The 16,008-nt window shown below is 40.4% G+C and carries 16 protein-coding genes; 14 read left to right on the forward strand and 2 right to left on the reverse strand.

The annotated features are described in order from the left end of the window. Nucleotides 1-151 precede the first annotated feature (151 nt). Nucleotides 152-1,171: an AraC family transcriptional regulator gene (locus A923_RS0108590; protein WP_017221258.1), complete on the forward strand. Its 1,020-nt coding sequence runs from the start codon at nucleotides 152-154 to the stop codon at nucleotides 1,169-1,171. Between the two features lie 157 nt (nucleotides 1,172-1,328). Beyond that, complete coding sequence (locus A923_RS0108595) at nucleotides 1,329-3,380, forward strand: alkyl/aryl-sulfatase (protein ID WP_017221259.1); 2,052 nt, start codon at nucleotides 1,329-1,331, stop codon at nucleotides 3,378-3,380. Nucleotides 3,381-3,847: 467 nt separating this feature from the next. Here the strand turns inward: A923_RS0108595 and A923_RS0108600 are convergent, their stop codons facing one another. Together A923_RS0108600 and A923_RS0108605 are read right to left on the reverse strand one after the other, a co-directional pair. Continuing rightward, the gene (locus A923_RS0108600) at nucleotides 3,848-4,204 is read right to left on the reverse strand and encodes a VOC family protein (protein ID WP_017221260.1); all 357 of its coding nucleotides are present in this window, start codon (nucleotides 4,202-4,204) and stop codon (nucleotides 3,848-3,850) included. Between the two features lie 66 nt (nucleotides 4,205-4,270). Further along, nucleotides 4,271-5,017, reverse strand: coding sequence for an NAD(P)-dependent oxidoreductase (locus tag A923_RS0108605; RefSeq protein ID WP_017221261.1), 747 nt, complete (start codon nucleotides 5,015-5,017; stop codon nucleotides 4,271-4,273). A gap of 95 nt (nucleotides 5,018-5,112) precedes the next feature. Here A923_RS0108605 and A923_RS0108610 point away from each other — a divergent pair, with 95 nt between their 5' ends. The 12 genes from A923_RS0108610 to A923_RS0108665 all read left to right on the forward strand — a co-directional run bounded on the left by A923_RS0108610 (nucleotide 5,113) and on the right by A923_RS0108665 (nucleotide 16,005). After that, on the forward strand, nucleotides 5,113-6,012 hold the full coding sequence (locus A923_RS0108610; protein WP_017221262.1) for a LysR family transcriptional regulator: 900 nt from the start codon (nucleotides 5,113-5,115) through the stop codon (nucleotides 6,010-6,012). Nucleotides 6,013-6,664: 652 nt separating this feature from the next. Further along, entirely contained in the window at nucleotides 6,665-7,735 is a 1,071-nt protein-coding gene (locus tag A923_RS0108615) for a class I SAM-dependent methyltransferase (RefSeq protein ID WP_017221263.1), read from the forward strand. 249 nt (nucleotides 7,736-7,984) lie between these two features. Then, on the forward strand, nucleotides 7,985-8,836 hold the full coding sequence (locus A923_RS0108620; protein ID WP_017221264.1) for a beta-ketoacyl synthase chain length factor: 852 nt from the start codon (nucleotides 7,985-7,987) through the stop codon (nucleotides 8,834-8,836). Continuing rightward, the gene (locus A923_RS0108625; RefSeq protein WP_017221265.1) at nucleotides 8,829-9,644 is read left to right on the forward strand and encodes a lysophospholipid acyltransferase family protein; all 816 of its coding nucleotides are present in this window, start codon (nucleotides 8,829-8,831) and stop codon (nucleotides 9,642-9,644) included. The genes A923_RS0108620 and A923_RS0108625 overlap by 8 nt, the downstream gene beginning before the upstream one ends. Continuing rightward, the gene (locus tag A923_RS0108630; protein WP_017221266.1) at nucleotides 9,637-9,900 is read left to right on the forward strand and encodes a phosphopantetheine-binding protein; all 264 of its coding nucleotides are present in this window, start codon (nucleotides 9,637-9,639) and stop codon (nucleotides 9,898-9,900) included. Before A923_RS0108625 ends, A923_RS0108630 begins: the two co-directional genes overlap by 8 nt. 13 nt (nucleotides 9,901-9,913) lie before the next feature. After that, a complete protein-coding gene (locus tag A923_RS0108635; protein ID WP_017221267.1) occupies nucleotides 9,914-10,165 on the forward strand; it encodes an acyl carrier protein in 252 nt (83 codons plus the stop codon). Between the two features lie 72 nt (nucleotides 10,166-10,237). Continuing rightward, nucleotides 10,238-10,834: a COG4648 family protein gene (locus A923_RS0108640; RefSeq protein ID WP_017221268.1), complete on the forward strand. Its 597-nt coding sequence runs from the start codon at nucleotides 10,238-10,240 to the stop codon at nucleotides 10,832-10,834. After that, nucleotides 10,834-12,288: an AMP-binding protein gene (locus tag A923_RS0108645; protein WP_017221269.1), complete on the forward strand. Its 1,455-nt coding sequence runs from the start codon at nucleotides 10,834-10,836 to the stop codon at nucleotides 12,286-12,288. Before A923_RS0108640 ends, A923_RS0108645 begins: the two co-directional genes overlap by 1 nt. Next, the gene (locus tag A923_RS0108650) at nucleotides 12,281-12,712 is read left to right on the forward strand and encodes an ApeI family dehydratase (protein WP_017221270.1); all 432 of its coding nucleotides are present in this window, start codon (nucleotides 12,281-12,283) and stop codon (nucleotides 12,710-12,712) included. Before A923_RS0108645 ends, A923_RS0108650 begins: the two co-directional genes overlap by 8 nt. After that, nucleotides 12,709-13,446 (forward strand): glycosyltransferase family 2 protein, encoded by a 738-nt coding sequence (locus A923_RS0108655; protein WP_017221271.1) that lies wholly within the window; start codon nucleotides 12,709-12,711, stop codon nucleotides 13,444-13,446. Before A923_RS0108650 ends, A923_RS0108655 begins: the two co-directional genes overlap by 4 nt. A gap of 54 nt (nucleotides 13,447-13,500) precedes the next feature. Then, nucleotides 13,501-14,457 (forward strand): LpxL/LpxP family acyltransferase, encoded by a 957-nt coding sequence (locus A923_RS0108660; RefSeq protein ID WP_017221272.1) that lies wholly within the window; start codon nucleotides 13,501-13,503, stop codon nucleotides 14,455-14,457. A gap of 9 nt (nucleotides 14,458-14,466) precedes the next feature. Next, nucleotides 14,467-16,005 (forward strand): HAL/PAL/TAL family ammonia-lyase, encoded by a 1,539-nt coding sequence (locus A923_RS0108665; RefSeq protein ID WP_192810676.1) that lies wholly within the window; start codon nucleotides 14,467-14,469, stop codon nucleotides 16,003-16,005. The last annotated feature ends 3 nt before the right edge of the window (nucleotides 16,006-16,008 follow it).

A 16,008-nucleotide genomic window follows, 5' to 3' on the forward strand; every position in this document is an offset into this window, starting at 1 on the left:
TTAAACGTTGATGGATTAAGCAACTAACCTGCTAGTGTCCACAGAACGCTGAAAATATCGGTAACCTCCTTTAAATTTAGTAAATTAGTTGTTAATTTAAATTTAATCGCATTAATCATTATCGATTAATTATTTTCAAAGGTTATCGAACATGCATCAAGCAATCAAATACACAACTGTCGCGGCATGGAGCTTATCCATTGCTAACGCGTTACATGCCATGGACTTTGATCCTAATGAAGTGTTTAAAAATGCCGGTATTTCATTAGCAGATATAAAAGATGACCCTTACTCGTTGCTCGATATAAAACAAATGACCGCGCTGTGGAAAGAAGTGGCGCTGATCACCCAAATGCCCCATTTTGGTCTGATTGTCGGTCAATATTCAAATATAAAAAAGAATCATGTTTATAACCACCTGATCAAAAAATCAGACTCAGTACTGCAAGTACTTGAAGGGCTGCCGAGTTATTACGGTAAGTTAAGTAACTCGGTTTGCTTGACGCTGAATAATACCCCGCATTTGCTTGGCGTGACCATCTCGCCACTGGAGGGGGTGGAAATTAGCGAGATGGCTATTGATGCGTTTTTCTCTTCTTTTGTCAGTATTATTAATGATTTTGTTGATTCAGATTCGTTTATACACCATGTTGATCTGGTGCGTAATAAGCCTAAAAGTACACGCCCTTGGTCAGACAGTTTTAACTGTGAGATGAAGTTTGCTCAGGAAGTTAATTGTCTGTGGTTGAATAAATCGGTGTTAACGCAGTTTTCAGTAAAAAATCTCATGCTAGAAAAGAAAATGGCCATTAATTCTGAACTCGATAAAATGTCATTAACTGAAAAGATTGAGCGCTTGATACACAGCTCAATTGCTAATAGCGAACCCACTCTGGACGAGATCGCGGTGATGTTGAATATGAGCGTACGCTCAATTAGCCGCAGTTTGAAAGAAGAAGGCCTGACGTTTAGAGATATTTTAAAACACAAACGTCAAGAACTGGCGGTGCATTATTTGACTAAAACAGAAGAGTCAATCTTAATCATTTCAGAAAACTTAGGTTATAAGAATATGGGGAACTTTACCCGCGCATTTCAAACATGGTTTGCACAATCCCCATCACAGTATCGTGAAGATTGTCGTAACAAGTGCCGTAAACAAACATCGTAACATTAGTGTCGTAAACAAGTGTCGTAAAAAGGTCTTAAAAAACAGTTCATTGGTAGCGCCCTTAGATGCAATTACTAAGTGGGCGCAAAATGATAAATGGCTTGTTAATAAGTTGTGATACCTTGTCATTATCGTAACTACTAATGGCTATATGGACATGTTTAATAAAAAGAACTTAAGCAAGCAGATTCAAAATACAATAACAACTAATTGTAAATTAAAGAAATACTTTCCATTAGCTGTTATTGCTTCTGGTAGTTTATTCTTAGCTGCTTGCGGCCAAAGCGATGATGAAAAATACGCGAGTACTAATCCAGATAAATATGGATTTACACCTGCCTCTGAATATACGACTGAATTGAATCAGTCCGTTTTTGAAGCACTTCCTTTCGAAAATAAGCAAGATTTTACCGATGCTAATCGTGGTTTTATTGCCACACTTCCAGAGTTTGTTGTTAAATATAGCGACGGCACAACGATTATGGACCTGTCTGATTATGACTTTATTAATGGTCAAGCGCCAACCAGTGTTAACCCCAGTTTATGGCGCCAAGCTAAGCTAAATAATATTAATGGTTTGTTCAAAGTAACGGAAGGTATTTATCAGATCCGTGGTTTTGATTTAGCCAACATGACGATCATTGAAGGTAAAAAAGGCTGGATCATTGTTGATCCGCTAACAACGTCTGAAACGGCGAAAAAAGCCCTCGACTTTGTGAATAAGCAACTTGGCTACCGTCCTGTATCGACTATCGTATTTACCCATAGCCACATGGATCATTTTGGTGGTGTGAATGGATTACTTGAAGCGGCAGGTAATGATGTTGCTGATATTGAAGTTGTCGCGCCGGGTGGCTTTATGGAAGAAGCTACCAACGAAAATATTATCGCGGGTCCTGCGATGAGTAAACGTGCAAGTTATATGTACGGTAATTTATTACCACGTTCTGAGCGCGGACATGTCGATGCTGGTTTAGGTAAAGCAGTCCCGTTTGGTACCTTTAGTATTTTAGAACCAACATTAACAGTAAGTAGTAATGAAACTAAGATTATTGATGGTGTTGAATTCGAATTCCAAATTGTATCGGGCACGGAAGCACCATCGGAATTTACTTTCTACTTACCTGCAATGAAAGCGTATTGCGGTGCCGAAATGGTATCGAAGACGATGCACAACTTGTATACCCTACGTGGTGCACATGTGCGTGATGCTGTGCTGTGGAGTAAGTCGATTGATGAGGCTATCGAAGAGCAAAAAGACGCAGACATTTATTTTGGTAGTCATCATTGGCCGGTATGGGGACAAGACAATATTAATGAGTTCTTGGTCACCCAACGTGATACCTATCAGTACATTCACGATCAGTCAGTCCGTATGATGAATGCAGGTTTAACACCGAAAGAAATTGCTGAAGAAATCGAAATGCCACCAAAGCTGGCCAATACTTTTTCGAGTCGCGGTTATTACGGTACTGTGAAACATAATGCGAAAGCAATTTATCAGGCTTATCTTGGTTGGTACGATGCGAATCCGGTTAATTTAGACCCGTTACCTGAATATGAATCAGCATCTAAGTATGTGAAGTTAATGGGCGGTGCAGAAGCGGTGATCGTTAATGCACAGGCGGCTTATGATAACGGCGAGTACCGTTGGAGTGCAGAGCTATTAAACCACGTTGTATTTGCTGATGCCGATAACAAAGATGCCAAAGAGCTGCTTGCGAGCAGTTATGATCAACTAGGCTATCAAGCTGAATCAGCGCCTTGGCGTGATGTTTATCTTTCTGGTGCTTATGAATTACGCCATGGCGCTGCTGACAAGGTGATCGATTTAGCGTCAATGAAAGTGATTATGCTAGAAACGCCAATTGATAAGTTCTTTGAAAGTATGGGGGCGCGCGTTATTGGTCCTGATGCATTTGGTGAAAATTTTACGTTAAACATCAACTTTACCGACTTGAATAAAAACTATGTGTTAACACTTAATAATGCGGTATTACGTCATGAACTTGCGCCTAAAGATACGACGGCAGATGCGACATTAAATATTAGCCATGCGTTATTTATTGATTTGGTTATTGGTGTAGCAGGCGTATCTGAAGTATTACTATCAGATGACTTGAGTATTGAAGGCAGTAAACTTGGTTTAGTTAACTTCTTCTCATTGCTTGACCAACCTGAAGGTGTATTTAATATCGTCACGCCTTAGCCGGTATTGATGGCTAAATATTGGGGTAAGCAAAAGCACGCTATTTAGCGTGCTTTTTTGTTTTGATTATAGTGATACTAAGAGGATTACTTAAAAATTCGATCCGTCAATTTCCCTTGGTAATTATAAAAACGACAAAGTCGCTTGGTAGTTATGATACGACAAAGTCCCTTGGTGTTCACATGCATAATAAAATATATGGCAAACCAATATAAACATATTTCGAGTGAGTTAAAGCTCTAAGCCAAAAGGGGGCAGAATCGAGTTAGAGTGATTGTAAAGCCGATTGTGAATTGTAAAGCCGATGGTGAGGGGGCAATTTGAATTGATCTGCTGAGGCACTTGGGTACAAAACGTTACAATTTCTGCAACGTGCTCTTTCCCTAGTTTCTTAGACACTTTCTAACTAAGTCATGTCAAATATTTTACGCAAAAGATAAGAATGACTTTTGTACGATCAAATATCTCTATTCAAATAAACATATCTTGTTTTTATCTAAATCTCTCACATAAGCAGAAAAACGACCTGAACGGATCCCTGGTTTACCTTCATCAATTCCGCCAATGATTAACGCTTTATTATATAAACGTACTACTTCAGACGAAGAACCAATATTAAAGCCAACCATTGCACCGTTCCCTACAGTCGCTTCTTTACCATCAAAGGGTTCTGCTAATGCAAACATAAAATCATTTCCACCCCATAACGTCATTCGACCTTCGGCATGTAATTTTTTCATTTCACCGCCCTCAAATAACTCATCATAGAATTTAACTGCTAATTGCATGTTATTTGTGCCTAAAACGAAATAGTTCATTTTCATTATATGTGTCCGTATGTTCGTAGCTTTTGTGAATAGTTTTAATTAAATAAACGTTTGTGTAACTTATTACCTTGAAACGTTGTAAATCACTGGCATTTTAGCTTTCCATTTATTCCATGTCTCAACGTTACTTACTAACTGTGACATGAAATGAGCAACGTTGATCCTGCTGGTTTTACCTGCATCAAAAATGGCACTGCGAATAGGCGATGTAAAGACATCATATTCGGTGACTGATGTTTCATCAGTTAAACTATCTGGACGAACTACTACCCATTCAATCTGGTTGTGGTTGCCCAAAATACGTGTTTGTAAAAATTCAGCTGCCGCTTCATTGTCTGCATGTGGAGGTAAGAATACTCTTATCATCGTAACAACCAGTGCTTGAGAAGTTGATACTTTTTCATCATCATGCTTATTTTGATTACCCGTCGTGTTCATTAGAATAAATTTAACAGGTGTCTCCTTTAAAGATGGTGCTGTTTTTTCAATAGCTTGGCATAAGCGTTGAACTGCATTGGTTACCAAGCGTCTAGGGTGACCAAACATACCCTTCAAACTTAAATTGTGGCCAAGGCATGAAACCACTGCTCGACAGCCTTGTACCTGATTTTCTAATTCCGCATTAGTCATATTCAACAAGTTAGCTTCAGTAATTATTAAGCGATTATCTTGCCTTATTTCATCAGGTAATACGCTATAAAAGGTATCAGCTGATCGCACAATTATTTTTACTTTTTCATCAGCGTTAAGTAATTGCTTAATTAGCAAACGGCCCGTTGCACCACTCGCTCCAACAATAAGTGTCGTCATTCTGTTATCTCCAAGCATTAATTATTTTGATTACTTTACCAATACGTAAATGGAATATAAACTGTGATAATTACATTGTAGGTATACATATTTGTATGAGCTGGGAATCAGTTAATTTCGATTGGAATCACATTCGTGCATTTTTAGTGACAGCTGAGGAAGGAACCCTTTCAGCCGCAGCTAAAGCACTAGGTTTAACCCAGCCCACGTTAAGTCGGCAAGTTTCCGCACTTGAGGCAGAATTAAAGATCACTGTATTTGAGCGAGTAGGGCAACGGCTAGTGTTAACTAATAATGGGTTAGCGTTATTAGAACATGCTCGTTCAATGGGCAATGCAGCATTAGAATTTTCATTAGTAGCGACAGGGCAATCTCAACAAATAGATGGTTCAGTTGTCGTTTCTGCCGGCGAATTAACAGCTGCTTATATGTTACCTAAAATAATTGCTAAATTACGGCAAGAAGAACCTGGTATTGATATTGAAGTGGTAGTGACGAATGAACCTAGCGACTTAAAACGTCGTGAAGCCGATATTGCAATTCGTAGTTTTCATCCCAAGCAAAATGATTTGATTGCTAAGAAAATAGGTGAGGAGGTTATTTGGCTTTACGGTACACATGAGTATTTGAATAGGTTGCCAAATATTACAGACTTTTCTGAATTAGAAAACATACAAATTATAGGTTTTGACCGTAGTAATTCAGTGACTGAATTACTCAATAAACGGGGGTGGGACTTATCGAAGCAGAATTTTTCGCTTGTTACTTCATCCCAAATATTACAATTAGGGTTTTGCAAGGAAGGCCAAGGTGTCATTTTTTTCCCTCAAACAATGGGAGATCATGAACCGAAGTTAGTTCGTGCATTCGAGCACATGGGACCAATTATGACGTTACCTGTTTGGCTAGTATGCCATAAAGAACTTCGAACTAGCCTCAGGGTTCGTAGAGTGTTTGATTTTATTGCAACTGAATTGGGTAATGAATTTATATAAGGTTATTAACTTGATAGATCGATAAGGTTGGATCCCAATTGAGCTCGCAATAGGTTCGTGTGAGCAGTTGATATATGATAAATCACTCCAATTCCTCACATGAACAAACGTATGCACAAACCATATGTTCATATTATGAGTGAGTCACTGCTCTAACACAATTTGGGGCAGATTCGTGTCAGCTAAAGTAATTTCTACTCGCATATGGATGTTTAAACATCTCGATTTTAGTTAACTTTGTTACCCATTATATAATATGTAAATACCAAGTGAATAGCTTCTGCCTTTAGATACTAATTGTTCAATCTCTTCAACTATATTTTGTTGTACAGTATTGGAGGTAAGTTTTCGATATCTATTTCTATATCCATAATATTTCAGCGTTAGGTGCACTCTATGCGTTAGATATTGTCGCGACGACAGAAGGCCATTATAAATTAGACATTGCAGGTCGTTTGACTTGGCGGGGGCACTGGCGCTACGCCATCAGTCAGTAACTATGGTCAAAAAGTATTTACCACAGACGATCACGGTAATATCATTGCGCTTTTTTTTGATGAAAAAATGATCTTAACAAAGAAAGTACTAATGATTTAGATTAGAATCCTATCCTTATATTAGTGTGCCGAACCCGTTCATTCATGGAGTAATAATGGCTTTTTATGATAAACCCGCTGAGATGTCAGCGTTTAATGCAAAATTTGAAGCACAAAAAATTGCTTTCGCACCCGTAGCATTTCAGGTTGCGCGTTGCCTACTAAAATTTGGTATTTTAAAAGCCGTAGACGAAGCTGATAAAGAAGGCGTTAGCTTAGCAACCTTGACTCAGCAGCTAGATACCAGTGAATACGGTATTAGTGTATTGCTTGATATGGGCTTGAGTATGGGGCTGGTATGGCAACAAGAAGACAACTTCATTTTAGATAAAGTTGGTTACTTTTTGCTAAATGATGACATGGCATTAAAGAATCTCGATTTTACCCATCATGTTTGTTATCAAGGTCTGTTTGATTTAGATAAAGCTATTGAGACGGGCAAACCTGAAGGGCTAAAAGTATTCGGTGACTGGCAAACCATTTATCCGGGTCTAAGCCAACTACCGGAAGAAGCAAAACGCAGTTGGTTTGAATTTGATCATTATTATTCCGATCATGCTTTTCCTGAAGTACTGGCATTATTGTTTGAACATAACCCAAAACACATTTTAGATGTGGGCGGTAATACCGGTAAATGGTCATTAGCCTGTACCAAGCATGATGCTGACATTAATGTGACTATTATGGATTTACCGGGGCAACTTAATGTTGCGTTAGCAAATGCTAAAGCGGCCGGTGTAGAGGATCGCGTACACGGCCATGAAACCGATTTACTCGATGAAAGCCGTACTTTCTTTGACGGTGCTGATACCGTCTGGATGAGCCAATTCTTAGATTGTTTTAGCAAAAGTGAAATTTTAAGTATTCTAAAACGTGCTGCAGATGTCATGACTGCTGATAGCCGTTTGTATATTTTAGAAACCTACTGGGATCGACAACCTTATGAAGCGGGCGCTTATTGTGTCAATGCCACGTCTATCTACTTTACGGCTATGGCCAATGGTAATAGTCGAATGTATCACTCAAAAGACATGATGCGTTTGATCCAAGAAGCGGGCTTGTATGTCGATCAAGATACTGATGATCTCGGCCTCGGGCATACTCTGTTAGCCTGTAAAAAGAAATAGCGATAATAAAAGACGATTATAAAAACGATTATAAAAATAAAGCAACGGGATATTTTGTAAGCGAAAGTAAGCGCTGTTAATTGCTGAGTTTACAATCAAATAGCCATTATTATACGATATAGTAGCATAAAGCCTGCTTTGTAACCCATTGATATGTAATGTTATTACTATTTAGTTATTGATTTGTTATCAATGATTAATTAAAATGGCGGCATATTAATTGTCGCCATTTTTTTTTAGGAGAAACCATTGCTGTTACATCTAGAAAGTATTAACGCTTGGTCAACTTTAGACGCTAACAAAGCGAATCCTACTGACGACAATAAAACGAATACACCTGCTTGGCCAAAACTCGAATTTGTACCGGCAATGCAGCGCCGTCGCTTAAGTCCTTTCGCCAAGATTGCCTTGTATACAGCTGAAAATGCGCTCTCTGCACCTTCTATGCTTTCTACATCGATTGAAACAGTAAAGTCTGAAATTCCTGAGCAAGCGGCACAAATTGATATTGTGTTTTCTAGTCGCCATGGTGATTTGCATAAAACCGCAGAACTATTAACCGAGTTAAGCGCAGACCAAGACATTTCTCCAACGGCATTTAGTACCTCTGTACATAATGCGGTACCGGGCTTATACAGTATTATCAAGCAAAACAAGCAAGCTATTAACGCGATTTCTGCTGGAAAAGACAGCTTTTTCTATGCACTAGTTGATGCGTATGCACGGTTAAAGTCAGGGCGTTCTAATAAACTGCTTATTATCCATGTCGATCGAGTATTACCTGAATTGTACTCACAGTTTGCAGACGAACAGCAAGTTGACCATGCGGTTGCTATGGTGGTTACATCGGCTATCACCTCTGCGACAATCGCCAGTATAGAGATGAACTTTAACGCCTGTACTGATATTGAAAAAGGCAATGCTGAAGAAGATAATGCTAAAGAAGATAATACTGAATTGAAATTACCCGCTGCTGTGTGTTTTATGCATTGGTTTGATGCGACAGCAGATGCAGCAGATGTCGCGTTGCCAGCATTACAGTATAGCTCTGACCGTCATGTTTGGACTTGTGAGTTAATCACTGGAATGACGGATGTTTAAGGCAGCTAACTACTTATTTAAAACCCTTAATTATCTATTTAAGACATTGAATTATCTTTGGCGGTTATTTGCTACTGCGCTGTGCTTTAGCCTATTTGGCGCGGGTGGCGTGATACTGACGGTATTGGTATTTCCGCTACAAAAATTGTGTATTCGTGATGAGCAAGCGCAAAAACGTGTAGCGCGTAAAACCGTACATTATAGCTTTCGATTCTTTATTGCCACCATGGCATTCACTCGGATATTCGAATTTGAGCTACGAGATCGCGCTGAACTGGCGCAGTTACAAGGGCAACTCATTCTTGCCAATCATCCGTCTTTGATTGATGTGGTGGTTTTGCTGTCTATGTTACCGAATGCTGATTGTGTGGTGAAAGCCCATTTATTCCGCAATCCGTTTATTCGTGGTGTTATCAAAAATACCGGTTATATCAGTAATGACGACCCCGATGCCTTGCTTGCTGCGTGTAAACTATCGTTAGCGCAAGGTAATAACCTGATTGTGTTTCCAGAAGGTACACGCACTATTCCCGGTAAAGCGGTGTCATTTCAACGTGGCGCGGCCAATATCGCGCTACGCTGTCATGCACCAATCACCGCTGTTATTATCAAGGTGACGCCAAGTACATTAACGAAAGCAGAATCCTGGTATCAAATCCCCAGTACCAAAGCCAAATTTATGCTGCAATTGACGCGTGACGTTCCCGCAATTGCTATTGCCGACGACATATCGATGAGTAAACAAGTGCGCCATTATTGCCGTGAACTTGAATGTTATTTTAAACAGGAACTACAATCCCATGACTGAATTAAAAACTGAGCTTAAGCAGCTGATTATTGCTGAGTTAGACCTTGAAGATATTACCGTCGCAGATATTAATGACGCGGATGCATTATTCGTTGAAGGTTTAGGTTTAGACAGTATCGATGCTCTTGAATTAGGCTTGATCCTGAAAAAACATTACAACATCAAAATCGATGCAAATTCAGAAGAAATCAAACAACATTTTTCATCGATTAATGCATTAAGTGCATTCATTACTCAGACTCGTACAACGGCTTAATTAAGGATTTTCCATGCAATCTAGAGAACACATCTACCAAACATTAGCCGACATCTTAGTTGAAGAGTTTGAAATCGAAGCCGACGATATTAATATGAGTGCCAATCTTTATACAGATTTAGACTTAGACAGTATCGATGCGATTGATTTAGTGATTAAACTACGTGACATTACTAACGAAAAAATTGAACCTGAAGTGTTCAAATTAGTGCGTACAGTAGAAGACGTAGTGAACGAAATTGAAAAACTAACGACAGCAAAATAATCACCACCTGCTTAGTTCATCAAGATATTACATGTTGAAGACGCTATGTATTAAAATAATGTTGAAAATACAATGCTAAAGAAAGTAGTGACGGTGCTGTTGGGATTATGCTTATTACTGTATCCCTTTGCGGTTTATTTAGGGCTCAATTATGTGAGTCCTTTTTGGCTTGCGCTGGGTTTATTAACCTTGTTGCTATCGCGTTTAGTGATGTTACGCGGGGTATTAAATAAAATGCCTTGGCTGTTGCCTGCAACCGCGTTAGGGGGCTTAGCAATTGTCACCTCGTTATTTACGGATTCAGTGATTGGTTTTAAGTTATATCCGTTGATGGTCAACTTTGCCATGCTCGCGGTATTTGCTTATTCTTACCTGAAACCACCTACTGTGATTGAAACTTTCGCGCGTCTACAAGATCCGAATTTACCCGATCATGCATTGAGTTACATCCGTAAAGTGACCTTGGTGTGGTGTGGTTTTTTCATCATTAACGCCAGTATTTCATTGTATACCGCGCTGTATAGCAGCTTCAAAGTGTGGACGCTGTACAACGGTTTTATTGCTTATATTTTGATTGGTAGTTTAGCTGGTATTGAGTTTATCGTGCGCTTGTTTGTACAGCGTCGAGCTGCGCAACTTGAAAAGCCTGCAGAAAGGAAGTGTAAGTAATGACTAAACCAGCGTTAAACCAGCGAGACATTTGTTTTTATATCAATGAACGCGCTGTGAGTTTTAAGCAGTTTAGTGCTGATATTAATCATGCTCGTTTCGGTATCGTGCAAAGTGATGCTGACAGTGTATTGCTGTTTCATCAATCAAGTTATGACTTTGCGGTGGGCTTTTTTGCCTTAGCACTCGAAGGTCGCCACATCGTGATGCCACCGAATGCACAGCAGCAAACGCTCATGCATATCGCGGGGCAATGTCAGGCTACCTTAGGTGATATCAAGGTCGATGGTCTGGATGCGATTGATACGAATGGTGCGGCCTCTAATAGTAATAGTAATAGTAGTAATACCAGCAACAATGATTCAGACGTACCGGTTGATGCATTATCAAGTAGAGCTGATCTGTTTACGCCATTAGATTGTCAAATTACCTTTTTCACCTCGGGCTCGACAGGGCAACATAAACCGATTGTGAAACAGTTTAGTCAGCTTAACTGCGAAGTCGATGTACTGATTAAAACCTTCAAGGCACGTTTAGCTGCAACGCAATTACTCGTGAGTACCGTTTCTCATCAGCATATCTACGGGCTGTTATTTAAACTGTTTCTACCGTTGAAATCTGGCTTAGCCATTGTTAATGATACCTTTGAATACCCAGAACATATTAGCCAGTGTTTGACACAAGGGTTAGATGAAGAACAAGATCAAGATATAGATAAAAACGCCACTGATAACAGTAAGCAAACGGCGTTATTAATTTCTAGTCCTGCGCACCTTAAACGCCTGAGTTTAGACAATGTATTGATGACGAACAAAGCGCAATTACAAGGTGTGTTTAGTTCGGGCGGACCCTTACCATTTACAGTAGCGCAGCTGTTATTTAGCCAGTTAGGACAAGCGCCCATCGAAGTCTTTGGTAGTACCGAAACTGGTGGGATTGCATGGCGACAGTGTCAGGAATCAAGCCCAAGTGCATGGCGTGTTTTCCCTGATATCAGTTATCGAGTGATGGCTGACACGGCACAACTGGTATTAACATCGCCGTATATTGCGGGTGATGATTACGTTACGGAAGATCGCGTAGAGCGTATTGATGACCAACATTTTACTATGTTAGGCCGCGCTGACCGCACCATTAAACATGAAGAAAAACGCATTAACCTCGATCACATGGAACGTTGTTTACAGCAGCATGCGTTGGTTAATGAAGTGCGAGTTATAGTCCTTGATGGCGAGAAAAAACAAGTATTAGCAGCCGTTATTGAATTGACCGAAGCAGGGCAAGCATTGCTGCAGCAACAAAGTAAAAAATTATTAAATGATCGCTTAAAACAGCATTTACTCGGTGAATTTGAACGTATCTGTTTACCTAAAAAATGGCGTTATCCAGACATTATGCCGTTTAACTCTCAAGGTAAATTAGTGATTAAAGAATTGGAGAAATTGTTTGACTGAATTAGTAAAAGTGGATGCAGACGTTGTTAACACCGAGATCTTGAGTACTGAAAATCTTGATGATACGGTGGTATTAACGCTACATATCCCGACAAACTTGGACTATTTTAAAGGCCACTTTGATCAAGCGCCAATTTTAGCGGGTGTGGTGCAACTGCACTGGGCTGCTGAGTACGCAAAACAGTATCTGAATATGGCTACGACTGATGTCATGGATATACAAGTACTGAAGTTTCAGGAAATGATCTTACCGGGTCATGAAGTCGTGCTGACACTGACTAAAAAATCCACCGAGAAAGTACTCTTTAGTTATAAATCGATAATGCCAAACGGTGATGTGAAATCGCATTCATCCGGGCGCCTTATTTTTGCTACCGCTGAGTGCATTAATATATCAGCAGGCAGTAAGGCCGGTGAGGCGTGAGTTATTGTATTGTCATTCCGAATTATAATCACACAGTGGTGATTGATAAGCTGTTAGGCGATTTAGGGGCATATAACTTAGCTGTGATCATGGTGAATGATGGCAGTGATGCTGACAGCGCTGCATTTATGCAAACCTTAGCGGATAAGTACGATTATCTCACGCTGGTCAATCATCGTCATAATCAGGGCAAGGGTGCGGCAGTTCAAACGGGTTTAAGATGTGCTAATGGGTTGGGCTTTAGCCATGCTATCCAAGTCGATGCCGACGGACAGCATGATATTACTGATATCAACAAGCTGGTGGCCTTATCACAGGCGCAGCCGCATAAACTGATCAGTGGCCAGCCTATTTATAATGAATCAGTTCCCAAACATCGTTATTACGCTCGATACCTAACCCATGTTTGGGTATGGATTGAAACGCTGTCATTCGATATTAAAGATACCATGTGTGGTTTTCGTGTTTACCCACTGGCTGAGACCTTAGGTTTGTTAGCTAAAAATAATAATATTGGTCAATACATGGCGTTTGATACCGAGATTATGGTGCGGTTATATTGGGACGGCGTAACAACCACTTTCTTACCAACTAAGGTAAACTACCCTGAAAATGGTGTGTCACACTTCCGCTTATGGGAAGACAACGTGGCGATTTCATGGATGCACACGCGTTTGGTATTCGGCATGTTGAAACGCTTACCGCAGTTATTATGTCGTAAATTAAGGACGTAAATTAAGCGCCTGATTTAGGACGTAATTTAGAGCATTATTAGGAACAAGCACAATATGACTACCACAGTTCATTGGTCAAAAATGCAAGAACGCGGCACCTACTTAGGGATGAAGATCCTGCTTTTGTGTTATGCAATTTTAGGTCGTAAAGGTTTATCTATTATTCTGTATCCGGTGATTGTGTACTTGTATTTCACTGGTGGTGAAAGCAAAAAAGCATCATTAAATTATTTAGGCAAAATTGCTGAGCGTAAAGGTTGGGCTAAGCGACCGGGTCATCGCGAAGGCATCAAGCATTTCTATACGTTTGCGCAAGGTGCATTTGATAAGATCGATGCTTGGACAGGCAAGATCACCATGGACCAAGTTAATTATAACTATGATGATAAATTTAGGAAGTTACTTGAAGAAGAGCAGGGCGCGGTATTTATTGGCTCGCACCTGGGTAATTTAGAAGTATGCCGAACCTTAAGTGTCGGTAAATATAAGACCCGTATTAATGTTTTGGTATTTACTCATCACGCAGTTGAATTTAATAAGATAATGCAAAAGATTAACCCCAATGTGAACGTCAATTTTATTCAAGTAAAAGACGTCGGTGTTGATCTGGCTATTTTATTAAAACAGCGTGTTGAAGCGGGTGAGAAAGTAGTTATTGTTGGTGATAGAACGAGCACCACAAGCCCAGGTCGCGTGGTTTATGCCGACTTTTTAGGTCAGAAAGCACCGTTCTCACAAGGACCATTTATTTTAGCATCGTTACTTGAATGTCCGGTGTATTACCTGTTTTGTTTAAAAGACGGTGAAAGATATAATCTGATTTTCGAACATGTAGCAGACCAATTAAAGTTTGCCCGTAAAACCAGACAAGCCGAGATAGGCGAATTAATTAATCAGTATGCACAAAGGTTAGAACACTTTTGTCTGCAGTACCCGTATCAATGGTTTAACTTTTTTGATTTTTGGCAAGAAGACCATAAAGTCGACCGTAAGCACAGTTTGGAGAAGTAAGTGGCTAACATGAAAGAAACAATTAAGTTTGGCGAATCACGTTTAACAATTGAAGATATCGTTGCAATCGCAAAGCAAGAAAAGCATGTCAGTATCAGTAACGCGCCGGAATTAACCAATAAGATTGATTCAGCGCTGGCCTTCTTAGATAGTCTATTAAAAGAAGACGGCGTTATTTATGGCGTGACCACAGGTTATGGCGATTCAGTTACCGTTAAAGTACCGCTTAATTTAGTCCATGAATTGCCATTACATCTTACCCGTTTTCACGGTTGTGGTTTAGGTCAGTTATTCAGTGTTGCTGAAGGCCGCGCCGTGTTAGCGACGCGTCTGACTTCGTTAGCACAAGGCTATTCTGGCGTAAGTTGGGAAATGTTGCATTTATTAGCAGCCTATCTAGAACACGATATTATTCCGGCGATCCCACAGGAAGGCTCAGTAGGTGCAAGTGGTGATTTGACACCACTTTCTTATGTCGCTGGCGCATTAATTGGCGAACGTGATGTGTATTACCAAGACAAGATCCGCAACAGTGGTGAGGTGATGCGCGAGGTGGGTTTAACGCCGTTGGTATTGCGACCTAAAGAAGGCTTAGCGATCATGAACGGCACTGCAGTCATGACGGCGATTGCTTGTTTGGCGTTTGATCGTGCTAATTATGCAACCAAACTGGCAGCGCGTATTACTGCGATGGCGAGTCTGTCTATCCAAGGTAATAGCCATCATTTCGATGAGATCTTATTCTCGGTGAAACCGCATCCAGGCCAGCAACAAGTGGCCACTTGGATCCGTAATGATTTAAATCACGCAGAACATCCGCGTAATGCCGACCGCTTACAAGATCGTTATTCGATTCGTTGTGCACCACATGTTATTGGCGTGCTACAAGATTCACTGCCGTTCTTCCGTCAAATGATTGAGAACGAGCTGAACTCTGCTAACGATAACCCGATTATTGATGGTCAAGGTGAGCACGTACTACACGGTGGGCATTTCTACGGTGGTCATATCGCGATGGCGATGGACAGTATGAAAACTGCGGTGGCTAATTTAGCCGACCTTGCTGATCGTCAGTTAGCCTCGTTGGTTGATACTAAATACAACAACGGCTTACCATCAAACTTATCCATGAGCAGTGAAGAACGTCGTTACATTAACCACGGTTTCAAAGCCATGCAGATTGGCGCGTCAGCTTATACAGCCGAAGCATTGAAACAAACGATGCCAGCGAGTGTGTTCTCACGTTCTACCGAATGTCATAACCAAGACAAAGTCAGCATGGGTACAATCGCCTCGCGTGATGCAATGCGGGTTTTACAGTTGACAGAGCAAGTGTTGGCAACGACATTGTTAGCGACAGTACAAGGTTTACGTATTCGTATTGAACGTCAAGAATTAGACTTAACCAGCTTACCAACAGCAGTTCAAGACATGTATAACGACATTTGCAGCTTCTTTGAACCGTTAGTAGAAGACCGACCAATGGAAAGCCTATTACGCTTTACCATTGATGCGATCCAAACCCAACGCTGGGCGCTGTACCAATAAGAG

Source organism: Moritella dasanensis ArB 0140 (genome assembly GCF_000276805.1).
In the GTDB taxonomy this organism is placed as follows: Bacteria; Pseudomonadota; Gammaproteobacteria; order Enterobacterales; family Moritellaceae; genus Moritella; species Moritella dasanensis.